21 protein-coding genes are annotated in these 26,686 nt (G+C 67.4%); 9 read left to right on the top strand and 12 right to left on the bottom strand.

The window, feature by feature from the left end; genetic code table 11:
• Position 1: 1 nt before the first annotated feature.
• Positions 2-1,360, bottom strand: a complete 1,359-nt coding sequence (locus AC5Y46_RS18845) for a cytochrome P450 (protein WP_499992484.1) — start codon at positions 1,358-1,360, stop codon at positions 2-4.
• Positions 1,360-2,187 carry a Coq4 family protein gene (locus tag AC5Y46_RS18840; protein ID WP_499992483.1) on the bottom strand — a complete coding sequence of 276 codons (828 nt, stop codon included), beginning with the start codon at positions 2,185-2,187 and terminating at the stop codon, positions 1,360-1,362. Before AC5Y46_RS18840 ends, AC5Y46_RS18845 begins: the two co-directional genes overlap by 1 nt.
• A 135-nt stretch (positions 2,188-2,322) precedes the next feature.
• Between AC5Y46_RS18840 and AC5Y46_RS18835 the strand changes: the two genes are divergently transcribed.
• The gene (locus tag AC5Y46_RS18835; protein WP_499992482.1) at positions 2,323-3,522 is read left to right on the top strand and encodes a cytochrome P450; all 1,200 of its coding nucleotides are present in this window, start codon (positions 2,323-2,325) and stop codon (positions 3,520-3,522) included.
• Positions 3,523-3,532: 10 nt separating this feature from the next.
• On the top strand, positions 3,533-5,758 hold the full coding sequence (locus tag AC5Y46_RS18830; protein WP_499992481.1) for an MMPL family transporter: 2,226 nt from the start codon (positions 3,533-3,535) through the stop codon (positions 5,756-5,758).
• On the opposite strand, the gene AC5Y46_RS18825 is transcribed toward AC5Y46_RS18830, so the two are convergent.
• Genes AC5Y46_RS18825 through AC5Y46_RS18815 form a run of 3 tightly spaced genes read right to left on the bottom strand, consistent with a single transcriptional unit; the run spans position 5,709 to position 9,784 of the window.
• Entirely contained in the window at positions 5,709-7,184 is a 1,476-nt protein-coding gene (locus AC5Y46_RS18825; protein WP_499944017.1) for an aldehyde dehydrogenase, read from the bottom strand. The two genes, AC5Y46_RS18830 and AC5Y46_RS18825, sit on opposite strands and share 50 nt — an antisense overlap.
• 45 nt (positions 7,185-7,229) lie before the next feature.
• Entirely contained in the window at positions 7,230-7,997 is a 768-nt protein-coding gene (locus AC5Y46_RS18820) for a class I SAM-dependent methyltransferase (protein WP_499992480.1), read from the bottom strand.
• A gap of 23 nt (positions 7,998-8,020) precedes the next feature.
• A complete protein-coding gene (locus tag AC5Y46_RS18815; RefSeq protein WP_499992479.1) occupies positions 8,021-9,784 on the bottom strand; it encodes a serine/threonine-protein kinase PknH/PknJ in 1,764 nt (587 codons plus the stop codon).
• A gap of 150 nt (positions 9,785-9,934) precedes the next feature.
• Here AC5Y46_RS18815 and AC5Y46_RS18810 point away from each other — a divergent pair, with 150 nt between their 5' ends.
• Positions 9,935-11,089, top strand: a complete 1,155-nt coding sequence (locus tag AC5Y46_RS18810; RefSeq protein ID WP_499992478.1) for a glycosyltransferase family 4 protein — start codon at positions 9,935-9,937, stop codon at positions 11,087-11,089.
• A gap of 25 nt (positions 11,090-11,114) precedes the next feature.
• On the opposite strand, the gene AC5Y46_RS18805 is transcribed toward AC5Y46_RS18810, so the two are convergent.
• Positions 11,115-11,879, bottom strand: a complete 765-nt coding sequence (locus AC5Y46_RS18805) for a YoaK family protein (protein WP_499944013.1) — start codon at positions 11,877-11,879, stop codon at positions 11,115-11,117.
• 208 nt (positions 11,880-12,087) lie between these two features.
• Between AC5Y46_RS18805 and AC5Y46_RS18800 the strand changes: the two genes are divergently transcribed.
• Positions 12,088-12,381, top strand: a complete 294-nt coding sequence (locus AC5Y46_RS18800) for a helix-turn-helix transcriptional regulator (protein WP_499944012.1) — start codon at positions 12,088-12,090, stop codon at positions 12,379-12,381.
• Here AC5Y46_RS18800 and AC5Y46_RS18795 read toward each other — a convergent pair.
• Together AC5Y46_RS18795 and pgfA are read right to left on the bottom strand one after the other, a co-directional pair.
• Positions 12,362-14,056, bottom strand: a complete 1,695-nt coding sequence (locus AC5Y46_RS18795) for an MmpA family trehalose lipid delivery protein (RefSeq protein ID WP_499992477.1) — start codon at positions 14,054-14,056, stop codon at positions 12,362-12,364. The genes AC5Y46_RS18800 and AC5Y46_RS18795 overlap by 20 nt on opposite strands.
• Before the next feature lie 5 nt (positions 14,057-14,061).
• Entirely contained in the window at positions 14,062-15,348 is a 1,287-nt protein-coding gene (gene pgfA, locus AC5Y46_RS18790) for a cell envelope lipid trafficking protein PgfA (protein ID WP_499944010.1), read from the bottom strand.
• 102 nt (positions 15,349-15,450) lie between these two features.
• On the opposite strand from pgfA, the gene AC5Y46_RS18785 reads away from it, so the two are divergent.
• Positions 15,451-16,623: an acyltransferase family protein gene (locus tag AC5Y46_RS18785; protein ID WP_499992476.1), complete on the top strand. Its 1,173-nt coding sequence runs from the start codon at positions 15,451-15,453 to the stop codon at positions 16,621-16,623.
• Positions 16,624-16,718: 95 nt separating this feature from the next.
• On the opposite strand, the gene AC5Y46_RS18780 is transcribed toward AC5Y46_RS18785, so the two are convergent.
• The 3 genes from AC5Y46_RS18780 to AC5Y46_RS18770 are packed head-to-tail and all read right to left on the bottom strand — an operon-like array spanning position 16,719 to position 19,903.
• The gene (locus AC5Y46_RS18780) at positions 16,719-17,465 is read right to left on the bottom strand and encodes a PP2C family protein-serine/threonine phosphatase (RefSeq protein WP_499992475.1); all 747 of its coding nucleotides are present in this window, start codon (positions 17,463-17,465) and stop codon (positions 16,719-16,721) included.
• A 3-nt stretch (positions 17,466-17,468) separates the two neighbouring features.
• Positions 17,469-18,926 carry an AMP-binding protein gene (locus AC5Y46_RS18775; RefSeq protein ID WP_499992474.1) on the bottom strand — a complete coding sequence of 486 codons (1,458 nt, stop codon included), beginning with the start codon at positions 18,924-18,926 and terminating at the stop codon, positions 17,469-17,471.
• Positions 18,923-19,903, bottom strand: coding sequence for a phosphotriesterase family protein (locus AC5Y46_RS18770; RefSeq protein ID WP_499944006.1), 981 nt, complete (start codon positions 19,901-19,903; stop codon positions 18,923-18,925). The genes AC5Y46_RS18775 and AC5Y46_RS18770 overlap by 4 nt, the downstream gene beginning before the upstream one ends.
• A 62-nt stretch (positions 19,904-19,965) precedes the next feature.
• Between AC5Y46_RS18770 and AC5Y46_RS18765 the strand changes: the two genes are divergently transcribed.
• From AC5Y46_RS18765 to AC5Y46_RS18755, 3 genes are all read left to right on the top strand, one after another.
• A complete protein-coding gene (locus tag AC5Y46_RS18765) occupies positions 19,966-21,678 on the top strand; it encodes an acyl-CoA dehydrogenase family protein (protein ID WP_499992473.1) in 1,713 nt (570 codons plus the stop codon).
• 72 nt (positions 21,679-21,750) lie between these two features.
• A complete protein-coding gene (locus tag AC5Y46_RS18760; protein ID WP_499992472.1) occupies positions 21,751-22,425 on the top strand; it encodes a TetR/AcrR family transcriptional regulator in 675 nt (224 codons plus the stop codon).
• A complete protein-coding gene (locus tag AC5Y46_RS18755) occupies positions 22,422-23,360 on the top strand; it encodes a R2-like ligand-binding oxidase (RefSeq protein WP_499992471.1) in 939 nt (312 codons plus the stop codon). Before AC5Y46_RS18760 ends, AC5Y46_RS18755 begins: the two co-directional genes overlap by 4 nt.
• Positions 23,361-23,491: 131 nt before the next feature.
• On the opposite strand, the gene AC5Y46_RS18750 is transcribed toward AC5Y46_RS18755, so the two are convergent.
• Positions 23,492-24,868 (bottom strand): NADP-dependent succinic semialdehyde dehydrogenase, encoded by a 1,377-nt coding sequence (locus AC5Y46_RS18750; protein ID WP_499944002.1) that lies wholly within the window; start codon positions 24,866-24,868, stop codon positions 23,492-23,494.
• A gap of 91 nt (positions 24,869-24,959) precedes the next feature.
• Between AC5Y46_RS18750 and AC5Y46_RS18745 the strand changes: the two genes are divergently transcribed.
• Entirely contained in the window at positions 24,960-26,603 is a 1,644-nt protein-coding gene (locus AC5Y46_RS18745) for an acetolactate synthase large subunit (RefSeq protein ID WP_499992470.1), read from the top strand.
• The last annotated feature ends 83 nt before the right edge of the window (positions 26,604-26,686 follow it).

The raw sequence follows: 26,686 nt of genomic DNA, 5'->3' as shown, positions 1-26,686 counted from the left end.
TTCATCTGGCCACGAGGCGAACGGGAAGCCCGTCGGCCAGCGCGGTGGAGATTCGGAGCTTGGGCTTCGGAGTCCAGCCGGGCTGGAACTCGAACTCGTAGCGCTGCAGGATCGCGGCCAACGTCATCACCCCGTCGATGTAGGCCATTCGCCAACCCATGCACTTGCGTGGCCCGATGCTGAACGGAATGTAGGCGTTCCGGTTGATCTTGTCGTGCAGGAAGCGGCCGGGTTCGAATTGCTCTGGCCGCCTCCAGAATCGCGTGTCCCGGTGCAGCCGGTACGGCGATATCAGGACGTGCGAGCGCGCCGGGATGAAGTATCCGTCGATCTCGTCGTCTTCGTTGGTGGTGCGCAGCACGCCCATCGGCGCCGCGATCCGCAACGCTTCGTCGAAGCAGGCGCGCAGATACGGCAGCCGCTCCAGGTGTGCGTACTTGATCGGGGCGCCGCCCAGCGCGTCGACCTCCGCGTACGCTTGCGCGAAAGCTGTTGGATTACTGTGCAATAGCGCGAGGGTCCAGGACACCGACTCCGCGGTGGTCTCGAAGCCGGCGAACACCAGCGAAGACAACTCGGTGCGAAGCCTGCGATAGCGCGTGTCGGCGGGCCATTCCAGCGACATCCCCAGCAGCGCGTCCAAGACGTCGGGTACCGGCCGCGGACCGTCGGCGCTGCGCCGGGCGATGATCTTGTCCAGCTCGCCGAGCATGAAGGCCTGCGCCGCCTCGCCGCGTCGCTCGAAGGGGCGCGGCAGGAACTTCGGGAAGGACGACAGGAAGGCACGACTGATCGTGTAGGCGCCGACATTCCGCGCGGCAACGACGTAGCGGCTCAGCGCTTCTGGCTCCAGTGCGGAGCTGAACATGGACCGCATCAGCGAATCCATCACGACCATGCCCAGTTCCTGTTCCAGATTGATCCACTGCCCGGAGGCGGTGTACTGCGCCCAGGCCTCCATACCCGCAGCGACCGCCGCCGACATCGCATCGCTGAGCGCCGCCAGCGAGCTCTCGGTGAAGAACGGGTTCAGTACCCGGCGCCACCGCTTCCATTCCTCGCCTTCCAGGACGGGCAACACGTCCGGTTCGCCCGGGACCAGGTCGGCGGTCAATTCGTTGCGCAGGTAACGGGTGTGGTTGCGGACCATCACGTAGTCGACGTGGTCGGGATGACTCAGCATGGTCATCGTCCAGCCCGGGATCGGCAGTGGAATGTCCGCCACGTCGCCGAACTCGTCAGCGATCTTGGGCACCAACGCAAATGGATTCGGTCCGTGCCGCAGGCACCAGGAGCCCATCCGCAGCAATCCGGGTCCGGGCGGGCGGCCCTTACTCGACGTACGTGCGATTGTCGGCATCAGGTGAGTTCCCGGGCCACGATCTCGTCGTAATCCCACCGCGTCGCCGGCCGCATTCCCGGCGGGGTCCATCTGGTGAACCACACGCCATCGGGATGCGCCTCCCGCGTCGGGGTCACCCCGAGTCGGGCGCGGACTTCGTCGAGGGGTTTGTCGAGGAGTTGTTCCCACGGTGCGGCCATGATCTTGTCGGCGCGGCGGCCACGGTCGACCGCCTGCCGGTAGACCCGCAACTTGTGCCGTAGCGGAGCGCCCGGGAGACTGGCCGCTACGGCCAAGCCGAGTTGCTCCAGCGCCCCGGCGGGTTCGTTTTGGCCGCACTGGAATCCGATGCCGATGATCTCACCGGCCAGGTCCGGGCCATAACCGGTGATGACGTGTTGCAGGTCGTGCACCGTGTTGCAGCGCAGCAAAAAGTAGTAGTAGTCCTCATGCCAGTTGCGCGACTCGGCGTAAGGACGTACGACGGCGGCCTCGTCGAACACTCCCGCGTCGAGCCTGTTGGTGGTCAGGAACGAGCGGTAGGCGTGCCCGACGGTGCCGATCGGCAACGATGCCAGGTAGGCGTCGTCGCGCAGCAGCGCCAGCAGGTCGGGCTTGTCTTTCAGGACCTTGGCGCCCTCCGGATGAGCGCGAACCTGGTGGAACAGGCGCGGGGTGGCGGGTATCGAGATTTCCAGGGACGCAAGGTAAAAGGTCTCGTACATGCGCTTGCCCCTGCGGGTGAAACCGCGTGCGGCGCCGACGATCGTGCGCCACGAGCGTCGCTCGGGCACGACGCCGTCCGGGCGGCGGTACTGCGCGAGTGGTGTTTCTTGTTCGGGCATGGAACTCCCCTCCCGGTCCGTCAAGAAATCCTCGACCCCCATGGAATCTTAGGGTGATTCAGACCCGTCGGTGCAACAGTAGGGCTTGCGAATTGGTCCGCCGCACGTTTGAGTTAGACGCGGGAGGAGGTCGCTATGGCCACAGAGGCCGACGTGAAAACAAGTTTCGAAGCCCAATTGCCGTTCGAGCAGGACGGGCCGTTTCAGATCGCCCCGGAACTGCGCGAGCTGCAGGCCCGAGGTCCGATCCATCGGGTGCGTACCGCGTTAGGTGATTCGGCGTGGCTGGTCACCCGTGACGCCGACGTACGGCGCCTGCTGGCCGACGAGCGCCTGGGACGGGGCCATCCCGAGCCGGAAACCGCACCGCGGCTGGGCGAGTCGTTGTTATTCGGCGGGCCAGTAGGCAATTTCGACACCGAGAAGGCCGATACCGCACGCATGCGCGAACTGCTGCAACCCCATTTCGCCCCGCGGCACATGCGCGCGCTCGCCCCGCGGATCGAGGCCCTGACAACGCAACTGCTCGACGAACTCGAACAACACGGATCCCCGGCCGACCTGCACGCGATGCTGGCGGTGCCGCTGCCGATCCTGGTGATCTGCGAATTGCTCGGCGTGCCGTACGAGGACCGCGACAAGTTCCAGGGCTGGGTGGACGACGTCGCCAACACCGTCGACCGGGCACGCTCCGAACAGGGTGTATTCCAGCTCTTCACCTACGGTCAGCAGTTGGTGACCGCCAAACGCGAGCACCCGACCGACGACGTGATCTCCCGGCTCGCCGCCGTGGACGGGGTATCCGATCTGGAAGTGGCCGGGATGTCGATGGCTCTGCTGTTCGCCGGGCACGAGACCACCGTGGTCCAAATCGGGCTCACCGCAATGCTGTTGCTGGCCGACCCCGCCCAATGGCAGGCACTGGTCGACAATCCCGCACTGGTGCCGACCGCGATCGAGGAAACCATGCGGGTCGCACGCACCCGCGGCTTTCCGGTGCCACGGTACGCGCGCACCGACTTCGAAACCGACGGCGTCCAGATCAAGGCGGGGGAACTCGTGCTGCTCGATCTCGGCGCCGCCAACCTCGATCCCAGAACCTTTGAAGACCCCGGCCGCATCGATCTATCCCGTTCGGGCGCAAGCCATCTCGCGCTCGGCTTCGGAATCAGGTACTGCCTCGGCGCGCCGCTGGCGCGTGTCGAATTGCAGACGGTGTTCAGTCAGTTGGTGTCGCGGTTTCCGACGTTGCGCCTGGCCGTGGACGTATCGGAGCTGAAGTTGTCGCCCGACGCGCTGACCGGCGGGCTTACCGAACTCCCGGTGCAGTGGTAGTCGGCTGACGGTGCTGCGAGGCATCGCCCGGTCGGCGATCGCGGCGCCACGCTGGATCGTTTTCGTGGCCGCGCTGCTCACGACGGGACTGGGCGTGCTCGCCATCCCGGTGACCCAGAGTCTGTCAGCGGGCGGCGTCTACGATCCGGAGTCGCAGTCGGCCCGGGCGGACGGCATCATGGCGCAGAAATTCGGTCAGAGCCAGCAGCAACTGCTGATCACCGTGACGGCACAGACCGGCTGGATCACCGGCCCGGCCCGTGCGGTCGGTCTGGACATAGTCGCCGGCCTGGCCCGGTCGCCCCATGTGGCAAGCGTGACTTCGGCATGGACCGTGCCGACCGGCCAGGCGGCGGGCCTGATCAGCGACGACTACACGTCGGGACTGATCGTCGCCAACATCACCGGCGACGAGAATCACGCGCCCCGCTACGCGAGCGAGTTGGCCGAGGAGTTCGCACACGACCGCAACGGGGTGACGGTGCGCGCCGGCGGGGTGTCCATGCTTGCCTCGCAAGTCACCGACACGGCCGCCAAGGATCTGGTGGTGATGGAGTCGGTCGCCATTCCGTTGAGTTTCCTTCTGCTGGTGTGGGTATTCGGCGGTCTGCTCGCCGCCGCGTTGCCGATCGCCGTCGCGATGATCGCGGTCACCGGTACGCTCGCCGCGCTGCGGCTGATCTCGCTTGCCACCGAGGTGTCGACATTCGCGCTGAATATCAGTGCCGGCCTGGGTTTCGCGTTGGCGGTCGACTACACCCTGCTGATCGTGAGCCGTTACCGCGACGAAATCGCCGACGGGGCCACACGCGACGACGCCGTCGTCACCACGATGGTGACCGCCGGCCGAACGGTGCTGTTCTCGGCCGCCACGGTCACCTTGGCGACGGCGTCGATGGTGCTCTTTCCGATGAGTGCGTTCAAATCGCTTGCCTACGCCGGGGTTGCGACGGTGGGTTTCGCCGCCCTGGCCGCGCTGACGGTGACACCCGCGGTCATCGTGTTGCTGGGAAACCGGTTGAACTCACTGGATGTGCGCCGGTTTGTCTCCAGGCTGCTGCGTCGCCCACATCCGGCGCACCGGCCGGCCGAAGAACAATTGCTGTACCGATCGACGAAATTCGTTATCCGCCATGCGATCCCGTTGAGCATCGGTGCCACGGCAGTGTTGGTGTTATTGGCGCTGCCCGTCACCGGCCTGAAACTCGGGGTCGCCGACGACCGGATACTGCCGACGTCCGCGTCGGCCCGCCAAGTGGGCGATCAACTCCGAAACGAGTACCCGCGCGAGGGATTCGACGGTGTCACCGTCGTCATTCCGGACGCCACCGGGTTGTCGCCGCAGGACCTGGATCGCTACGGCGCCGCATTGTCTCGGGTACCTGGCGTGACGAGTGTGTCGGCGCCGGGCGGCAGCTACGTCGACGGGCTCCGCAGCGGGCCGGCGTCGGGGGCCAGTGCGATGAGGGACGGGGCCGCGTTCCTGACCGTCGCCAGCAGCGCCGAACTGCTGTCCGCAGAGTCGGACAGGCAACTGGACCGGCTGCACGACGTCGCACCACCAAACGGGCGGTCTGCGGTCTTCGGTGGGCTCCCACAGATCAACCGCGACAACATCGACGCGATGACGAAACCGCTGCCGTGGGTGCTGGGGATCACGGTGGTAGCGATGCTGGTCCTGCTGTTCCTGCTCACCGGAAGTGTCGTCGTTCCCCTGAAAGCGTTGGCGCTCAACGTGTTGTCCCTGACCGCCACCGTAGGTGCGTTGGTCTGGGTGTTTCAGGATGGGCATCTGGGTGGGCTGGGGACGACCTCGATCGGAGCGCTGCCCAGCGTGGTGCCCCTGCCGTTGTTGTGCATCATGTTCGCGTTGTCGATGGACTACGAGGTGTTCCTGGTTTCCCGGATCCGCGAGTACTGGTTGGCATCTGGGCGCACCCAGGCGGACAGCGACGAGAGCGTGGCGCTCGGGCTGGCGCGCAGCGGCAAAGTGGTCACCGCAGCCGCGATCTTGATGGCGGTTCCGTTCGCCGCGCAGATCGGCACCAGCGTGCTGCGGATGTTCGGGGTGGGACTCACCTTGGCGATCCTGGTGGACACCACTGTGGTGCGGATGGTGCTGCTGCCGGCCTTGATGCACCTACTCGGCCGGTGGAACTGGTGGTCGCCTTTCGGGCGGCGCGAAGCTACTCGACCGTGTAGCCCATCGGCATCAGCACGCTCTTCTGCTGCGTGAAGTGCTCGACACCCTCGGGCCCGTTCTCCCGCCCGATGCCGGAGTTCTTATAACCGCCGAACGGACAGCACGGGTCGAAGGCGTACCAGTTGATGGCGTAGGTCCCGGTTCGGATCTTCTCCGAGATCTCGATCCCCTTGGGCACGTCGGACGTCCACACGCTGCCGGCCAGCCCGTACACCGAGTCGTTGGCGATCTTGACCGCGTCCTCCTCGGTGTCATACGGGATGATGCTCAGCACCGGCCCGAAGATCTCTTCCTGAGCGATGGTCATCTTGTTGTCGACGTCGGCGAAAACCGTTGGCTGCACGAAGAATCCGTTATCGAGGCCCTCGGGACGGCCGCCGCCGCAGACCACCCGGGCGCCTTCCTCGACGCCCTTGGCGATGTAGCCCTCGACGCGTTCGCGCTGCTTCTCCGAGATCAGCGACCCGATCTGAGCGGTCGGGTCCGACGGCGGCCCCACCGGCAATGCCTGCACGAAAGTGCTTACCGCATCGACGATCTCGTCGTACCGGGAGCGCGGCGCCAGGATGCGGGTCTGGCCCACGCAGGCCTGCCCGGTGTTCATGATCCCGGAGAACACCATCATCGGGACCGCGGACGCCAGGTCGACGTCTTCGAGGACGATGGCCGCCGACTTGCCGCCCAGTTCCAATGTGCACGGCTTTAGCAGTTCGGCTGCGCGCTTGCCGATCTCCTTGCCGACCGCCGAACTGCCGGTGAAGGTGAACAGGTCGACGTCGGGATTGGCGGTCAGCGCCTGGCCGGTCTCCACGCCGCCCGGCACCACCGACAGCACCCCCTCGGGCAAACCGGCGTCTGCGAACACCTCCGCCAAAGCGTTTGCGGTCAAAGGCGTTTCGGCCGCCGGCTTGAGCACCACCGTGCAGCCGGCCAGCAACGCCGGGCCCAGCTTGTTGACCGCCAGGAACAGCGGCACGTTCCACGCCACGATGGCCGCGACCACGCCGATCGGCTCGCGATGCACGATGGTCTGACCGTAGGAGCCGGTGCGGACCTCACGCCACTTGACCTGCTCGACCGCCGGTCCGGCGAAGAAGTTCAACGCTCCCATCGTCCCCAGCCAGTGCATGGTCTCGATGGTCATCGGCGGCTGGCCGGTCTCGTCGGCGAGCAGCTTGGCGAAGTGCTCCTTGCGCTCTTCGAGTAGCTGCAGCGCCTTGGCGATGACGGCGGCGCGCTCCTGGGGCGGGGTGGTGGGCCAGGGGCCGCTGTCGAAGGCCGCCCGGGCCGCGGCGACCGCGGCATCCACGTCGGCCGCCGTCGCCAGTGGCACCTTGCCGACGTAGTCGCCGGTGGCCGGGCAGTGCACCTCGATGACCTCGTCGGTGGCCGGCTCGGTCCATTTGCCGCCGATGAAGAGCTTGTCGTACTCGGTTGTAGCGGTTGTAGCGTTAGTCACAGCCGCCACCCTACCCAAGCCGGCGCGGAATTAGAACATGTTCCATTATCGCGGTGACAGGACCAGCACGAGATTGCTCACCAGGAACTCCCGCAGCACCGGCACCGACGTCAGCCACCACGCCCATCTCGGGTGGTAGCGCGGGAAAGTCGTGATCAGAGCCCCCGTGCCGGCGGCCCAGTCCAGGCCGTCGGCGGCCGACACCGCAAACAACGACGACCCGTAGTCGTTCTTGGCGCGATGCCCGTGTTTGCGCGCGTATCGGGCGGCCGCGCGCGTTCCGCCGAGGTAATGGGTCAGACCCATCTCGTGCCCGCCGAACGGTCCGAGCCAGACCGTGTAGGACAGCACCACCAGCCCGCCGGGTCTGGTCACCCGCAGCATCTCGTTGCCGAGCTGCCAGGGCCGCGGCACATGTTCGGCGACGTTGGACGACAGGCAGATGTCCACCGAGTCGTCGGCGAACGGCAGGGCCATGCCGGAGGCGCGGACGAACGCACCGCAAGCGCGTCCCCAAGCCGGTCCGGCAGCATGCATTTCGGCCGGGTCCGGTTCCACGCCGACATACCGCGCGCCGGCATCGGTGAACGCGGCCGCGAAGTATCCGGGTCCGCCGCCGACGTCGAGCAGGGTGACGCCGGTCAGGCCGCGGCCTTGTCGGGACAACCACAGGTCGGCGACCATCGCCGCGGTGTCGGCGGCCAAAGCGCCGTAGAACCGCGCCGGGTCCGGCTGTTCGTAGCGGAACTCCGAGAGCAGTCGTACCGACCGGCCCAAGGTGGCCCGTCGCGCGAAGATGTCGGTGACTTCCACGCCGGAAACCCTACGGTCACCGACTACTTGGACACCTTGGCCGCGATCGCCTCGGCGATGACAATCCCCTCGTCGGTCAGATTGGTGTGGCACGCCTGCACGTTGACGACGACGTTGTTGGCCGCCCGCAACGCTTGCTGGCAGCGCCAGCTGCCGCCGGTCACGACGCTGTGCAAGGTGCCGTTGGTGACGCTGACCGGCCCTGCCGACCATTCTTTGGCCTCGCCGGACGGCTTGGTGACGGTATAGGTCCGGTTCACGCAGGCGGCCCATTTGGGCCGGGCTTCGGTCACGAAGGCTGAAGCAGCCTGCGCGGTCGGGAACCGCGCGACGGCCTGGTCGAGCCAGTGATAGGCCGGATTTTCGGTGACCTGTTCCTCGACCGAGTCGGTCATGCCGCTGCCCGCGTAGGTGTCGGCTTCCACCGTGTCCACGACGCGACATTCGGCCGGCGACACCTGGTACGGGTTGTTGGTGATCGGGTGGGGGCCCCCGGACGAGCTCATCCCGCTGGTCGCCATCGTCCGGTTGACCTCGGCCACGGTGAGCAGCAACCCGTTCAATGCCGACGCGGAGACGGGTTTGACCGTTTCGCTCGTGGTGGTCTCACTGGAGCTGGCCGTGGTGAAATCCTCGTCGGAGCCGCCTGAAAAGGCGAGGACGCCGACGATGGCGATCACCAGGACGACCGCGGCCGCCACTCCCGCCCACAGCCATACGTTGGTGTTTCCCCGCCGGGGCGGCGGGGGACCCCCGAAACCACCGCTCATCGGCGGCGGGCCCGCGAACGGCGCGGCCCCGGCCATCTGTGTGGGACCGCTCGCGTACGGGTTCGGTGGCGGTTGCTGGTGCGGTGGTGGCGGATAGGCCGGGCGGGGAGGCTGGTGGATGGGGCCGGACGGCACCGGTGCCTGCATAGTGGGGGCCTGGGTCTGGGGCTGAGGCTGGCTCGGCGACGGTGGGGGCTTGGGTATCGGGCTGGTGATGGCGCTGCGCGCCGCGGTGGTCAGTTCTTTGGTGGTGTTGTAGCGGTCGTCGGGGTTCTTGGCCATGCCTTTGGCGACGACCTGGTCGAGTTGGGCGGGGACGCCGGCGCGCAGCGCGGACGGCCGGGGCGGCGGCTGGGTCAGATGCCCACCGAGTTGCTGTTCGAGGCTGTCGCCGGGAAAGGGTTGGCTGCCGGTCAGGCATTCATGCATCACGCAGGTCAGTGCGTAGATGTCGACGCGGTGGTCGGTGTTGTCCCTGGTCATGCGTTCCGGCGCGAGGTATGCCCAGGTGCCCATGACGCTTCCGGTGCTGGTGAGCGAGGTCTCCCCGGAAGTACGGGCGATACCGAAGTCGATCAGGTAGGCGAAGTCGTCCTCGGCGACCAGGATGTTGGACGGCTTGACGTCGCGGTGCACCAGGTTGATGCGGTGCGCGGCGTGCAGCGCCGAGGCCACCTGGTCGATGATGTGGACGGCGCGGGCGGGATCCAACGGCCCGTCGGCCAGGATGCTCTGCAGGTCGCGGCCCACGATCAGGCGCATCGTGACGAACAGCCGTCCGTCGATCTCGCCGAAGTCGTAGATCGGGACCACATGGGGTTCGTCGAGCCCGGCCGCCGATCGGGCTTCGCGCCGGAACCGTTGTTGGTAGGTCTCGTCGTCGGCGAGCTGCGCGGGCAGCACTTTCAGGGCGACCACGCGCTCGGTGACGGTGTCGAACGCCCGCCAGACCTCGCCCATGCCGCCGCGGCCCAGCAACTCGATCAGGCGGTAACGGCCAAAGGGTGTTCCGTCCACAGCAACTTCTCCTTCTGCGCTCAACCCTAGGAGCTGTTGACGTGTTAGCCGAGCGATTCGCGGAATTGGTGCGCCGCAGCGCCCGGCTCCGCCGTGCTCGCGATCGCCCGGCTCCGCCGCGCTCGCGATCGCCACCTAGGCTGGTGGGCGATGTCTGAGCTGCGCGCCGTACTGCTGTTGTGCTGGCGCGATACCGGGCACCCCCAGGGCGGTGGCAGCGAGACCTATCTGCAGCGCGTCGGCGCGCAGCTGGCCGCCGGCGGCATTCGCGTCACGCTGCGCACCGCGCGCTACCCCGGCGCCCCCCGCACCGAAGTCGTCGACGGCGTGCACATCGACCGCGCCGGGGGCCGTTACACCGTCTACGTCTGGGCGATGCTGGCGATGGCCCTGGCCCGACTCGGTCTGGGACCGCTGCGCCACGTCCGTCCCGACGTGGTCGTCGACACCCAGAACGGCCTGCCGTTCCTGGCGCGACTCCTCTATGGACGGCGGGTCGTGGTGCTGGTGCACCACTGTCACCGCGAGCAGTGGCCGGTGGCCGGACCGGTGCTGTCCCGGGTCGGCTGGTTCGTCGAGTCGACGCTGTCACCGCGGCTGCACCGGCGCAATCAGTACGTGACGGTGTCGCTGCCGTCGGTGCGGGATTTGGTCGCACTCGGCGTCGACAGCGAGCGAATCGCGGTGGTACGCAACGGCCTCGACGAGGCACCTGCGCAGACGTTGTCGTCCCCGCGTGCGGCCGCGCCGCGCGTGGTGGTGTTGTCCCGGCTGGTGCCGCACAAGCAGATCGAGGACGCGCTGGAGTCGGTGGCGGGATTGCGGGCCCGGATCCCGGATCTGCACCTCGACGTCGTCGGCGACGGATGGTGGCGCCGGCGGCTCGTCGACCACGTACACCGGCTCGGCATCTCCGATGCGGTGACTTTCCACGGCCACGTCGACGACATCACCAAACACCTTCTGCTGCAACGTGCCTGGGTGCATGTGCTGCCGTCGCGCAAAGAGGGGTGGGGCCTGGCAGTGGTCGAGGCGGGACAGCACAGTGTCCCCACGATCGGGTACCGATCCTCCGGAGGTCTGTCCGATTCGATCATCGACGGGGTCACCGGCATGCTGGTCGACGACCGGGCCGGGCTGCTCGATCGGTTGGAAGAGTTGCTTCGCGATCCGGTGCTGCGCGACCAACTGGGCGCCAAGGCACAGGCGCGCAGTGTGGAATTCTCCTGGCGGCAAAGTGCCGACGCGATGCGCACGGTGCTGGAGGCCGTGCAGGCCGGCGGACGGGTCAGTGGTCTGGTCTAGGACCTAGCGCCCGTCGGCCTGGGATTCACGCACTGGCCGTGGCCATTTCGGCGATTCGTCGCACCGGGAAGGCGGCCCGGACCCGCCGCGTGTGCAGCGAATACGACGTCGCGATGACGACGCAGAACGCCGCGGGCACGAGCAATGCGTAACCGCCGACCCGCGCTCCGATCAGGATCCCGGCGGCGCCACCCACCAGGAAGAGCACCAGCGTCGCGGTCAGGACCGCCGCCTTCCACTTCTCCACACCGTGCCGGCGGATGCGTCCGAGCATCAGGCCGAGGTCGGTGACGGTGCCGGTGAAGTGGGTGGTGCGGATGGCCATCCCGCGGAAGCTGGACGTCAACCCGTTCTGCATGCCGAGCGCTGCGGCGGCGAACAGCGCCTGTATGACGGGTTGTTCGACACCCAGTGCGTCGATACCCGCCTTCAGCGGGGTCTCTTCGACCCCGAAGGCGGCCATGATCAGCAGTATTGCCTCCATGGTCAGCACGGTCGCGTGGTGCGGCGCCCGCGGGTGCTGCGCGGTGCCGAGTGCGGCTCCGGCCGCGATGGCACCGAGCCAGAAGCCGATCAGGATCGCTACCAGCAGGTGGCCTTCGTAGAGCCACGGGTTGGCGGTGTTCATACCCAACTGAGTCGTCACCCCGGTCAGGTTGCCGACCGGGAAAGCAAGGATCGAGATGGCTACGGCGTTGACGAAACCCGCGATGAAGGCCAGGGACGCGCAATAGCCGAGCAGCGTCCGTGGCGACGAGAACGGACGCTCGCGGTCGGTGTCGATGGTCATCGGAAGGTCGCTTTCAGCGTCGGTGTTCCGGGGAGTGGTCAGCGGGCTTCGGCGCCCTGAACGAAGGCTATTGAACGAAATTTTCTTCATCAATACCTTTTCGTATGAGTCTGGCAAGAGTCGCGACCCGTGAAAACGCACGATGTTTCGGTTGTATGAATTAACGAAGTCATTTACGCGAAAACTCACCGCGAGTAAAATGGTGGGCGTGCCGAGCAAACCCGGTGGCTCCGACCGTGGTTGGACATTTTTGACCAACCACGGCCATGTGCTGCTGTGTGTCTCGGCCGGTCAGTCCCTGACCGCGCGGGAATTGTCACTGCGCATCGGCATCACCGAGCGGTCCGTCCAGACGATCCTGGCGGACCTGACGGATGAGGGTTACCTGGTCAAATCCAAGGCCGGCCGTCGCAACGTGTACACGCTCAATCCCAAGGGGCGGTTGCGTCACCCGCTGGAAGCCAGCCACACCGTGGGTGAACTCATCGAGGCGCTGTCGTAGCCACCCGCCGCCGCGTCCACAGCGCGCCCGCCCCACCCACCAGCAACATCGCCAGCCAGGCCAGATGCGCGGTCACGACGGCACCGCGGCGGGCAGCAGGCAAAGGTGCGCTGCTCCCGCCGATCCGATACAGCGTCAGGTCCCGGTCCTGGAACACCGGTGTCAGCTGCGCCAGGGTGCGATCAGCAAACCCCATGTCGCCGGGGGTGCCGGATTCCACGACCAGCCACGCCACCCCGGCCGATGTCAGGGCCGACGGTTCCGGCCCGGACAGCAGCAACTCCTGCACCCGCCGCGCGTGCGCGCCCTCCCCAGGCACCGTCACCCCGGAGATCACCAGATCGCCGGTGGTCAACACCTCGGAGCGAACCCAGCGGGGCAGCGGGTCAAGCACCGGCGCCGGCCCCGACCATGCGAAGCGCCGCATGGTCCCGGCGGGTAGCACCGCAACCGGCCCCCGCTCGCTGTCGATCCGTGCGGCCACCGCCGCCCAAGCCCGCGGGTAGTGCACCGGCGTCACCTTTGCCCACACCCCCCACGCCAGGTCGGGTAACGCCAGCAACAGAGCCAGGCAGCACACCAGCGCCGCCACGCCGGGCCGCAACCAGCGCCGCAACGTCACCACCGCGCCCGCACCGGCCAGCGCGTACCCCGGCATCGCCAGCGCCACCCACTTCTGGCCGTCGCGCAACACCCCCGAGGGCGGCACCGCCTCGATCAGCGACCGCAACACATGCAGACCCAGACCGGTGGCCAACAAGGCCGGCACCAGCACCGCCGCCCCGGCCAACACCAACAACGGAATCACCGCCGGTCGTCGCGCCACCACCGGTAGCCCGGCCGCCACCACGCCCAGCAGCACCGCCGTCGACACCACAGCGAAAAGCGTTGTCCGCGAAGCGGGTACCGCTTCGCCGTTCCAGATGCCACCCAGGCTGGCGAGGCTGCCCAGGGTGCCCAGAGCCGGCTCGGCGCGCGGGGCGAACACGTCGACCCCGGCCGTATCGGTGCCATCCAACGACGGGCCCAGCACCGCGGCCGTCAGCCACGGCAGCGCGACCAGCACCGCACAGCCCAAGGCCGCTGCCCCGCACCACCACCGCGGACGTCCCTGCCCCGGGACCGTCACACACACCAACGCCACAACCGCGGCCAGCAGCAACCCGGTCGGGGTCAACCCGGCCAGCGCGATCCAGAACGCCAACCCGAACATGCCCCGCCACCCAGCGTCCGAGCGCAGCTCCATCATTGCCGAGGCCACCCACGGCAGACATCCATAGCCGAGAAGCAGACTCCAATGACCCTGCAGCAACCGCTCGCCGACATAGGGATTCCACACCGCCAGCGTGCAGGCCGCGAAGCCGCCGGCCAGCCCCGCCTCGGGCAGCACCACGGCCACCAGCCGCGCCGCTCCCCAGCCCGCCAGCCACAGCCCCAACACCAGCAGCGCCTTCACCAGCACACCGCCGTCGACAGCGCGAGAGGCCAGCGCCAGCGCGAAATCCTGCGGCGTCGCGCGCGGGGCCGCGGTCAGCCCCAGCGCGGCGTCGGACAGATACGACCGCGGCGTGGACACCGCGTCGCGCAGCAGCAGGTAGCCGGGCCGCAGCAACGGCGCGGCCACCAACAGCGCCAGCAGCAACGCATACGCCGGCCGGGCCCCGCCGGCCCGCACGGCGATTAGCCCCGTTCGGTCGGGCCCGGCGGTGGCGGCTCGGGTGGTCCCGGCTCGGTCGGGGCCGACGCACCCGCATCCAGCTGGGGCGGATCCGGCGGCGGCTCACCGGGCGGATCCGGCCGCTGAGCGGGAATCTTCTCCGTCACCGCTTCCGCTCCGGGCACCGGTGGCTCGAGGCCGACCCGGCGCAGGAAGTCGGTGTCGTCGCGGTCCAGGCCCGGATCGGTCAGGGCGCTCTCGGTGCGCAGGCTGAACGAAGCCAGCACCCCGCCGCCGATCAGCGCGATCAGCCCGGTCGCGGTGAGCGTGATCGGCAGCACCCGTGACCACAACGCCAGCCGGTCGCGCTCGTCACGGGCCGAGTTGACCTGGGATTCGACGGTCTCCGGGGTCGAGGTCACCTTGTAGTCGACCAGCGTCACCTCGGGCTTGAGCCCGTCGCGGGCGTAGTAATGGTGGGCCTGGTCGCTCTGCTTGACGATCGTGCCGGTGACCGGATCCACCCAGAAGACGCGCTTGGCGGTGTAGTAGCGGGTCATGGTGATCTGCTCGGCCGGGTCCCCGGGCACACCCCACATGCCGGCGCTGGTGGTGATCTTGCGGTCCTCTTCGCCGGCATACAGCGACGGGTAGGTGACCGGAGCCACCGGCTTGCCTTCGGAGTTGACCCCGACGGTCTGGGTGAAGCGATAGGTCGTCAGACCGTTGACGTCCTCTTCGCCGTCGTAGTTGGCGTCGAACGCCTTCTGTGCGATCGGGTCGAAGTACGGGTAGGTCTTGCGCTCGGTGTTGAACGGGAATCGGTACGACAGGCCCTCGTGGCGCAGCGGGATCGGTGTCGGCGGGCTCTCGTCGCCGAAACCGCGTGGTTTCTGCACCGAGCCGCCCGGATGCGTATCGTCGGCGACCGCGACGGCGCTCTTACGGTTCAACGTCACGTTGTCGACGATGGCCAGCAGCAAACCGCTGTCCTTCTGCTTGTCGCTGCGCCGCAGCGACGACCCGACCTGCAGGGTGACCACCTGCGCGTTGGCCGGCAGCTCGACACTGACCTGCTGCTGGGACACCAGCGGCACGTTCTGGTTGACCACGACGCGCTCACCGGACAGCGACGCCGCGTCCAGCGCGGTTCCGTTGCCTTCACTGATCAGCGTCGCGTCGATGTTGAGCGGAATCTTCTCGATCCTGCTGCTGGTGTAGGTCGACAGCAGCAACGCCGCAATCAGCAGCGCGGCTCCGAGTCCGATGGTGCCGCAAGCGGCGATACGCAACATGACTGCTCGATTCACGTTGCAGTGACCTCCTATAGGTCCAGGGATTCGCAACCAGTGCGGCAGACTTGATTGACCCTAACAGCAGCGGTTAAGGGACAACCGGACCGAAGGCAGACTGTGACCGTGACCGATGCCCAACAGGTCGGCGGCACCCGCAGTTTCCTGCCCGCCGTCGAAGGTATGCGCGCCTGCGCGGCGATGGGCGTGGTCGTCACGCACGTCGCCTTCCAGACCGGGCACTCCAGCGGGGTGGACGGCCGGTTGTTCGGGCGGTTCGATCTGGCCGTCGCGGTGTTCTTCGCGTTGTCGGGGTTCCTGCTGTGGCGCGGGCACGCGGCGGCGGCGCGCAACCTCAAACCCCGCCCGCGTACCGGTCACTATCTGCGGTCGCGGGTGGTCCGCATCATGCCGGCCTATCTGGTGGCGGTGGTGGTGATCCTGACCCTGCTGCCGGACTCCAATCACGCCAACCTCACCGTGTGGCTGGCCAACCTGACGCTGACCCAGATCTACGTGCCGCTGACGCTGACCGGCGGGCTCACCCAGATGTGGAGCCTGTCGGTCGAGGTCGGCTTCTATCTGGCTCTGCCGGCTCTGGCGTTGTTGGCGCGCCGGCTTCCGGTCGCCGCGCGGGTGCCGGCGATCACGGCGGTAGGCGCGCTCAGTTTGGCCTGGGGGTGGTTGCCGCTGGACGCGCTCGGACGGGGCCCGGGCGCCAATCCGCTGAACTGGCCGCCGGCGTTCTTCTCCTGGTTCGCCGCGGGCATGGTGCTGGCCGAGTTGGTGCACAGCCCCATCGGTCGGGTGCACCGGCTGGCCCGCCGGCGGGTGCTGATGGCGGTGCTCGCGGTGGGCGCCTACCTGGTGGCTGCCTCCCCGCTGGCCGGCCCGGCGGGCCTGGTGACCAGCACCGCGTCGCAGTTCTCGGTGAAGACAGCGATGGGTGCGATGGTGGCGTTCGCGCTGGTGGCGCCGCTGGTCCTGGACCGGCCCGACACCCCGCACCGGCTGCTGGGCAGCACGCTGATGGTCACGCTGGGCCGCTGGTCGTACGGGTTGTTCATCTGGCACCTGGCCGCGCTGGACATGGTGTTCCCGGTGATCGGCGCGTTCGCGTTCGACGGGCGGATGCCGACGGTGCTGACGCTGACGCTGGTGTTCGGCTTCGCGATCGCGGCGGTGAGCTACGCGCTGGTCGAGTCGCCGTGCCGGGCAGCGTTGCGCCGGTGGGAGAAACGCGCGAAACCGGGGGAGCCGCAAGACCGCGAGGCGGACGCGATCGCGCCCTAGCTGTGAAGAACACCTAGCCACACCCGGCGCCGAGCGCGCTCATATGTACGCCGAAACACGGCTTTCCGCGTACATATGAGGACTCTCGCGTCCCCCTAAGCGGCGGGGGACACGTTGATCACCAAAGCGGTGATGTTGTCCGGCCCGCCGCCTTCCCGGGCCGCGGCGATCAACGCCGCGCAGGCGTAACCGGGAGCGAGGTTGTCGTCCAGGATCCGGCCCAGCTCCGGCTCCTTGACGACGCCGTGCAGACCGTCGCTGCACAGCAGGATCCGGTCCCCGGCCCGCAGTTCCAGAGCGCTGGAATCCGCCCGCGCCGGTGGCTTCATCCCCATGTACTTGGTCACCACACTGCGCGCCTTGTGCCGCCCGGTGTCCGCGGCGTCGACCTGGTGCGCGTCAACCAGCGCCTGGACCAGGGTGTGGTCGCGGGTGAGCCGTTGCAGCTGGCCGTCGCGCCGCAGATAGGCGCGGCTGTCGCCGAGGTGGGCCACCAGTGCGCGCGGACCCGCGATGACCACGGTCACCAGCGTGCTGTTGGCGCCCTGGTAGCGCGCGTCGGCCTGCGACTTGGCGTGCAGGTGATCGGAGAGCTCGGAGACAGCGCGCCCCAGCCGCTCCGGAGCATCCGGCTCGTCGCGCTGATCCAGCGGAATGTGGTGGGAGACGTAGTTGGGCAGTACGTCGACCATCGTCTGGGCGGCCAGCGCACCGTCGCGGCTGCCGCCCACGCCGTCGGCCACCATGAACAGGAACTGGTCGGCATCGGCCCCCCAGCGGTCCTGGTTGTTGCTTCGTTCGCAACCGACGTCGCTGAGCGCGGAGTATTCCAGGGCAAACATGGTCTAAGTCTGCAACCGCGCGACCACGACGTCACGTACCGCCGTGCGACGCGCCTTGCCCGCGTCGTCGCGCAACGGCGTGTCGACGAACTCCACGGTGCGCGGCACCTTGTAATGGGCGAGCCGTTCGCCGACGAACGACTGCACACCCGCCTCGTCCAGACCCGAACCGGGCACCGTGTGCACCAGCGCGTAGGGCACCTGTCCTAGATCCTCGTCGGGAACGCCGACGACCAAGCAGGACAACACATCCGGGTGGGCGGACAGCGCGTTCTCGATCTCGGCCGGGTAGACGTTGCGGCCGCCGACGGTGAACATGTCGACCCGCCGATCGGACAGGTACAGGAAGCCGTCGGCGTCGAAATAACCCAGATCGCCCAACGAATCCCAGCCGTCGCGGCTCTTGGCCCGGACGCCGACGTAGCGGTACGTCGCGGCACTGCCCGGGTTCGGCCGCATGTAGATCTCGCCGACCACCCCGGGCGGGCACGGGTTGCCGTCGTCGTCGAGCACCTTCATCTGCCCGGTGACCACCTGCCCGACCGAACCCGGGTGGGCCAGCCACTGCTCGCCGTTGATGAACGTCAGCGCCTGCAGTTCGGTGCCGCCGTAGAGCTCCCACAGCGCCTCGGGTCCCAGCAGCTTGATCCAGGCTTCCTTGACCGCCGGCGGGCACGGGGCGCCGACGTGCCAGAACCGCCGGATCGAGGACAGGTCGTAGGCCTCCGGGTCGGCGTTGTAGACCGGTAGCGCCCGCTGCATGATCGTGGGCACCGCGGTGACGAACGTGACCCGGTACTCGGCGATGAGCCGCAGGAACTCGTGCGGATCGAACCGCGGCAGCAGCACCAGGTGGTGGCCCATCAGCAGCGCGATGGTCGCGGTGCTGAACCCGGTGTTGTGGCTGAGTGGCACCGGCACCAGGTTGACGTCGCCCTCCTGCACGCCCAGCGGATGGCCGATCGCCGGCGGGATCCGGCTGTCGCTGCCGGCCTCGATCAGCTTGGGTCGTCCGGTGCTGCCGCCCGAGGCCAGCGACTTCCAGCACGGCGACACCGCTTCCGGCAACGGCTCGTCGGAGCATCCGTCGGGTATGAAACCGGTTGGCACGCTTGGAATCCGGCCGCCGGGATCGTCCCGGCCGATCAGCAGCGCCCGCGGCTTGAGCGCCAGCAGACCTTCGAACTCCGCGTCCGGCATCCGCGGCGACAGCGGCTGCGGGACGGCACCCAACTTCCAGCACGCCACCGTCGCTTGTACCCACTCGATCGAGTTGGGCAACACGATGCTGACGTAGTCGCCGACGCCGACGCCGCGTTCGGCATAGGCGCGGGCCAGCCGGTTAGTCAACGTGTCGAGTTCGGCGCGGGTGATGGTCCGCCCGCCGCAGCTGACGGCGGGCGCATCGGGGGCGAGCGCGGCCAGCCCGGAGAGCTGGGTTCCGATCGGTGGGACGCTCACTGATAGGCGCCCTGCCGGTCGAAGATCTTGCGCGGGTTGTCGACGAGCATGGTGCGCAGCTGCTCGTCGGTGACGCCGCGCTCTTTCAGCGCCGGGATGACGTCGTTGTGGATGTGCAGGTAATGCCAGTTCGGGGCGGCGACGGCGAGCATGTCCTCGGGCAGCGCGTCGAAGTAACAGTTGGCGTCGTGGGAGAGCACCATCTTGTCGGCGTGCCCGCGCTCGCACATCTTGGCGACGATGTCGACGCGCTCCTCGAACGGCAGGATGACGTCGATGCCGAATCGGTCCATGCCCAGGTAGGAGCCGGCGGAAATGAGCTCTTCGAGGTAGCCGACGTCGGTGCTGTCCCCGGAGTGCCCGATGACCACCCGGCTCAGGTCCACGCCTTCCTCTTCGAAGATGCGTTGCTGTTCCAGCCCGCGCCGTAATCCGGCGTGGGTGTGGGTGGAGATCGGCACCCCGGTGTGCTTGTGCGCCTGGGCAACCGCGCGCAGTACCCGCTCCACCCCCGGGGTGATGCCGGGTTCGTCGGTGGCGCACTTGAGGATTCCGGCCTTGATGCCGGTGTCGGCGATGCCCTGCTCGATGTCGCGGACGAACATGTCCACCAGCACGTCCGGACCGTCCAGCAGCGTGCCCGGGCCGGTGTAATGGAAGCGCAGCGGCAGGTCGTTATAGGTGTAGAACCCGGTCGCGACGACGATGTTCAGCTCGGTCTGTGCGGCGACGCGGGCGATGCGCGGGATGTAGCGGCCCAGCCCGATCACGGTCAGGTCGACGATGGTGTCCACGCCGCGGGACTTGAGTTCGTTGAGCCGGGTGACGGCGTCGGCCACCCGCTGGTCTTCGTCGCCCCAGGCTTCGGGATAGTTCAGCGCGATCTCGGTGGTCATGATGAACACGTGCTCGTGCATGAGCGTGACGCCGAGGTCGCCGGTGTCGATGGCGCCGCGGGCGGTATTGAGTGCTGACACGTCACTGATGCTAGGTCGCCAAGCCGGTCCGCCGACAGAGGCGTTTGCAGTACGGTGCGCTCATGCTGCTCAACCCCAATAACCTGCAACGCAAGTATCCGGACGCCCGCTCGGGCGAGATCATGCAGGCCACGGTGGACTTCTTCGAGAACCGCGGCAAGGCGAAGCTCAAGCACGACGACCACGAACGTGCCTGGTACTCAGAGTTTCTCGACCACATCGCCCGCGAGCGCATCTTCGCCTCTCTGCTGACCCCGTCCGAGTACGGCGCGGACGACTGCCGTTGGGACACCTACCGGATCAGTGAGTTCGCCGAGATCATCGGCTTCTACGGGTTGAGCTACTGGTACCCGTTCCAGGTGACGGCGCTGGGTCTGGGCCCGATCTGGATGAGCGACAACGAGGACGCCAAGCGCAAGGCCGCGGCGCAGCTGGAGCAGGGTGAGGTGTTCGCGTTCGGCCTGTCCGAGCAGACCCACGGCGCCGACGTCTATCAGACCGACATGATCCTCACCGAAGCCGAACACGGCTGGGTCGCCAACGGCGAGAAGTACTACATCGGCAACGCCAACGTCGCGCGGATGGTCTCGACGTTCGGCAAGATCGACACGGCGTCGGGGGATGATGCAAAGGATTACGTGTTCTTCGCCGCCGACTCCCAGCACGACCGGTACGACCTGAAGAAGAACGTCGTCAACTCGCAGAACTACGTCGCCAATTACGCGCTGCGCGACTACCCGGTCACCGAAGCCGACCTGTTGCACCGCGGCATGGGCGCGTTCCACGCGGCGCTGAACACCGTCAACGTCTGCAAGTACAACCTGGGCTGGGGCGCGATCGGCATGTGCACCCACGCCTTCTACGAATCCATCACCCACGCCGCCAACCGGCACCTGTACGGCACCGTCGTCACCGACTTCAGCCACGTGCGACGGCTGCTCACCGACTCCTACGTCCGGCTGGTCGCGATGCGGCTTGTCGCCACCCGCGCCAGCGACTACATGCGCAGCGCCTCGGCCGAGGACCGCCGCTATCTGCTGTACAGCCCGCTGGTCAAGGCCAAGGTCACCGGTGAGGGCGAGCGGGTGATCACCGCACTGTGGGACGTGATCGCGGCCAAGGGTGTGGAGAAGGACACCTTCTTCGAGACCGTGGCCCGCGAGATCGGGCTGCTGCCCCGGCTGGAGGGCACCGTCCACATCAACATCGGGCTGCTGGCCAAGTTCATGCCCAACTTCCTGTTCGCCCCGGACACCGCGCTGCCGCTGATCGGTAGGCGTGACGACGCCGCCGATGACACGTTCCTGTTCAACCAGGGACCCACCGGCGGTCTGGGTAAGGTGCGCTTCCACGACTGGCGAGCGTCATTTGCCAGCTACGCCCACTTGCCGAACGTCGCGCTGCTTCAGCAGCAGATCGACGTGCTGTCCGAGATGCTGGCCTCGGCCACTCCGGATGCTCGGCAGCAGAAAGACATCGACTTCGCGTTCGGCGTGGTTCAGATCTTCGCGCTGGTGCCGTATGCGCAGCTGATCCTCGAGGAGACCGCGGTTTCGGGTGTGGACGATGCGTTGCTGGACGAGATCTTCGGGATCCTGGTACGCGACTTCAATGCCTATGCCGTCGAATTGCACGACAAGGCGGCGACGACGGACGAGCAGGCCCGCTTCGCGCTGCGGATGATCCGGCGTCCGGCCCACGACCCGGCGCGCTATGAACAGGTCTGGACCCAGCACGTCCTGCCGCTCAGCGGCGCGTACCAGATGCGCCCCTGACACCGTCCGTACCCTTGACTGTGAACTGGCTCACAGTAAAATGACCAGTGGTCATATCAGCAAGGGGGATGCATGCCGACCGTTACCTGGGCTCGTGTCGACCCGGCTCGTCGAGCGGCCGTCATCGAGGCCGCCGAGGCCGAGTTCGGCGCGCACGGGTTCTCCAACGGCAGCCTGAACGTCATCGCCCGTCGCGCCGGGGTCGCCAAGGGCAGTCTGTTCCAGTACTTCGCCGACAAGCGCGACCTCTACGCGTTCATCGCCGACGTCGCCAGCCAGCGGGTGCGTGCCTATGTCGAGTTGGTCATCCGCGAACTCGACCCGGGTCGGCCGTTCTTCGACTTTCTTACCGACCTGCTCGACGCCTGGGTGGCCTATTACGCCGAGCACCCCCGGGAGCGTTCGTTGCACGCCGCCGCGACCCTGGAGGTCGACGCCGACGCCCGCGTCAGCGTGCAGAAGGTGCTGCACCGCCACTATTTGGAAGTGCTGCGTCCGCTGGTCTCCGAGGCGCACCGGCGGGGGGATCTGCGTGCGGACGCGGACACCGACGCGCTGTTGTCACTGCTGCTGATGATCTTCCCGCACCTGGCGCTGGCCCCCTACATCCACGGCCTGGACCCGGTGCTCGGTCTCGACGAGCCATCGCCCGAACAGCCGGCGCTGGCGGTGCGCAGGTTGGTCGCGGTGCTGTCCGCGGCGTTCTCGCCCGTCCCAGCCCCAGCCCGATCAGAGGAGATTCCATGACACGCACACACTCCGGCTCGATGGTGGCGGGCGGTCTCAACTGGGACAGCCTGCCGCTCAAGCTGTTCGCCGGCGGCAACGCGAAATTCTGGAATCCGGCCGACATCGACTTCTCCCGCGACCGGGCCGACTGGGAGAAGTTGACCGACGACGAGCGCGACTACGCCACCCGGCTGTGCGCCCAGTTCATCGCGGGCGAGGAGGCGGTGACCGAGGACATCCAGCCGTTCATGGCGGCGATGCGCGCCGAGGGCCGGCTGGGCGACGAGATGTACCTGACCCAGTTCGCGTTCGAGGAAGCCAAGCACGTCCAGGTGTTCCGGATGTGGCTCGACGCGGTCGGGATGACCGAGGATCTGCACCCGTATCTGGACGGACTGCCCACCTACCGGCAGATCTTCTACGACGTGCTGCCCGAGTGTCTGAACGCGCTGACCGACGACCCGTCGCCGGCGGCCCAGGTGCGGGCGTCGGTCACCTACAACCACATCGTCGAAGGCATGTTGGCGCTGACCGGCTACTACGCCTGGAACAAGATCTGCGTCGAACGCGGCATCCTGCCCGGCATGCAGGAGTTGGTGCGGCGCATCGGGGACGACGAACGACGCCACATGGCGTGGGGCACGTTCACCTGCCGTCGGCACGTGGCCGCCGACGACAGCAACTGGAGCGTTTTCGAAGCGCGGATGAACGAGCTGATCCCGATGGCGCTGCGGCTCACCGAGGAGGGTTTCGCCCTCTACGGTGACCCTCCGCCGTTCGATCTGTCGCCCGAGGACATGCTGGCCTACTCCACCGACAAGGGCATGCGCCGGTTCGGCACCATCAGCAGCGCCCGCGGTCGCCCGCTCGGCGAGATCGACCTGGACTACTCGCCCGTGCAGCTCGAGGACGACTTCGCCGACGAGGACGAGCGCGCGCTGGCCGCGGTCTGATCCCCTAGTACCGCGAACCGCGTACCGCGTACCGCGAACCGCGTACCGCGAACCGCCTACCGCGAGCAGACGCAGAATCGCATAAAAACGCGAGTTCGCGTGCGATTCTGCGTCTGCTCGCGCCGAGGGCCTCAGCCCACCCACACCGTCTTGGCGTTGACGAACTCGCGGATGCCCAGCCCGGCCAGCTCGCGGCCGTACCCGGAGCGCTTGATGCCGCCGAAGCCGAGTTCGGGGTAGGACACCGTCATGCCGTTGATGAACACCTGACCGGCCTCGATCTCGTCGACGAAGCGCTGCTGCTCGGCTTCGTCGTTGGTCCACGCGTTGGACCCGAGGCCGAAGCTGGTGGCGTTGGCGATCTCGATCGCCTCGTCGATGTCGGCGGCGCGGTACACCGAGGCCACCGGGCCGAACACCTCCTCTTTGTACAGCGGCATGTCCTTGCTGATGTCGGTGATGACCGTCGGCGGGTAGAACCAGCCCGGGCGGTCGGGGCGTTCTCCGCCGCACCGGACCTTCGCACCTGCCTTGACGGCGTCCTCGACCTGCTGGGCGATCTCGTCGCGGCCGGACTCGGTGGCCAACGGACCCACGTCGGTGTCCGGATCGGTGGGGTCGCCGACCTTGAGCGCCTGCATCTGTTCGACGAACTTGTCCACGAACGAGTCGTAGATGTCGGTGTGAATGATGAAACGCTTTGCGGCGATGCAGGATTGGCCATTGTTCTGCACCCGGGCCTTGACCGCGGTGGTGACGGCCTCGTCCAGCTCCGCGGACGGCATCACGATGAACGGGTCGCTGCCCCCGAGTTCGAGCACGGTCGGCTTGATCTCGTCACCACAGATGGCGGCGACGGACTGCCCGGCCGGTTCGCTGCCGGTCAGGGTGGCGGCCGCGACGCGCGGATCGCGCAGGATGCGCTCGATCGCACCCGACGGGACGAGCAACGTCTGGAAACAGCCGTCCGGGAAACCGCCGCGGGAGATGACGTCGGCCAGATACAGCGCGGACTGCGGCACGTTCGAGGCGTGCTTGAGGATCCCGACGTTTCCCGCCATCAACGCCGGCGCGGCGAACCGGACGGCCTGCCAGAGCGGAAAGTTCCACGGCATGATGGCCAGCACCACGCCGAGCGGTTGATACCGGACGTAGGCCTGCTTCGCGCCGACCTTCGAGGCTTCGGCCGGCTCGTCGGCGAGCAACCTTTCGGCGTTGTCGGCGTAGTAGCGAAAACCCTTGGCGCACTTCAACGTTTCGGCTTTGGCCGAGGACAGCGTCTTGCCCATCTCCTGGGTCATCATCGCCGCGACGTCGTCGGCCTCCTTCTCCAGCAGGTCGGCGGTGGCGTTCGCCCATTCGGCGCGCTGCGCGAAGGTGGTGGAGTGCCGGTAGTCGAGGAAGCGCTCGTACGCGCGGGCGATCGCTGCGTCGACGTCGTCGTCGGTGGCCGGGTCGAAGGTCTTGACTGTCTCCCCGGTGGCCGGGTTGATGGTGGCGATAGGCACGCTGAATCCTTCGTCTGGTGGGTACAAGAAACCTGTCCTATATCTAGCCTGCCACTAACAGTGGCGAAGTGGAGACGGGGAGGTCCAGCGGATGAGCACAGCGGCTGAGCTGATCGTGAAGTGCCTGGAGAACGAGGGAGTCCAGTTCGTCTTCGGGATACCGGGGGAGGAGAACATCCGTCTCATCCAGGCGCTGGCCGCGTCGGACATCCGCTACGTGCTGACCCGGCACGAGCAGGCCGCGGCGTTCATGGCCGAGATGTACGGCCGCGTCACGGGTCGCGCCGGGGTGGTGTCCGCGACGCTGGGGCCGGGGGCGATCAACATGCAGCTCGGCGTCGCCGACGCCACCACCAACAGCACCCCGGTGGTCGCGATCTCGGCGCAGGTCGGACAGGACCGCGAGTACAAGGAGTCGCACCAGTACGTGGACCTGGTGTCGATGTACGCGCCGATCACCCGGTGGGCCGCCGACATCCCGACCGCGCGCGCCATCCCGGAGATGGTCCGCAAGGCGTTCAAGACCGCCGAGACCGAACGCCCGGCCGCGGTCTACCTGGCGGTGCCCGAACACATCGACCAGGACGAGGACGACTACGACCTGACGCCGTTGCCGCGCAGGGTCGTTCGCGCCGACGCACCGGCGCCGCGGCAGATCGCCCGCGCGGTGGACATCCTGCGCAACGCGCAGCGTCCGGCGGTACTCGCCGGGCATGGCGCCGCCCGCAGCGACGCCACCGAGGCGCTGGTCCGCTTCTCGGAAAAGACTGGCATCAAGGTGGCCAACACCTTCCACGGCAAGGGCGTGATGCCCGACGATCACCCCAACAGCATCGGCACGCTGGGCTTCATGACGCACGACTACGTCAACTTCGGATTCGACAACGCCGACGTCGTGATCGCGGTCGGATACGAACTGCAGGAGTTCGATCCGGCCCGCATCAATCCCAAGGGCGACAAGAAGATTCTGCACGTCCACCGGTTTCCCGCCGAGGTCGACGCGAACTACACCGTCGAGGTGGGGATCATCGGCGACATCACCGACTCGCTGAACGAACTCACCGATGCCCTGGACGGGAAGCGCTTCGACGACAACGAGGTTCCCGGGTCCGGACTGCTGGAAGAGGAATTCGCTCGCGGACAACAGGATTCGCGTTTCCCGGTGACGCCGCAGCGGCTGGTCGCCGATACCCGGGAGGCGCTGGGGCGCGACGACGTGGTGCTGGTGGACACCGGAGCCACCAAGATGTGGATGGCCCGCCTGTATCCGACCTACGAACGCAACACCTGCCTGATCTCGAACGGCTTGTCCACCATGGGCTTTGCGCTGCCCGGGGCGCTGGGGGTGAAGCTCGCCCGGCCCGACGCGAAGGTGCTGGCGGTAGTCGGCGACGGTGCGTTCCTGATGAATTCGCAGGAGATCGAAACCGCGGTGCGGGAGAAGATTCCGCTGGTGGTGTTGATCTGGGACGACGGCGGCTACGGGCTGATCGAGTGGAAGATGGACCTCGAGCTCGGTGAGCACCACCACGTCTCATTCGGCAACCCGGACGTGGTGCGTTACGCAGAAAGCTTCGGCGCCAAGGGGTATCGGATCGAAAGCGCCGAGGATCTGCTGCCAACGCTGCGGACGGCGCTGGAGGACGACGGCGTGTCCATCATCTCCTGTCCGGTGGACTATTCGGAGAACCTGCGGCTCACCGACCGGCTCGGGGAGCTGGACGAGACGCTGTAGCTTTCTCGGCATCCGACTTGTCCACAGTCAGAGGTCTATGCACAGGAGCGTCGTCGGGGCCGGGGAGTTGTCGGTGCCGGTTC

Source organism: Mycobacterium sp. NGS59, from assembly GCF_059812345.1.
The sequence above is the reverse complement of the archived record's forward strand: the minus strand, read 5'-3'. Positions and strand labels throughout refer to the sequence as shown.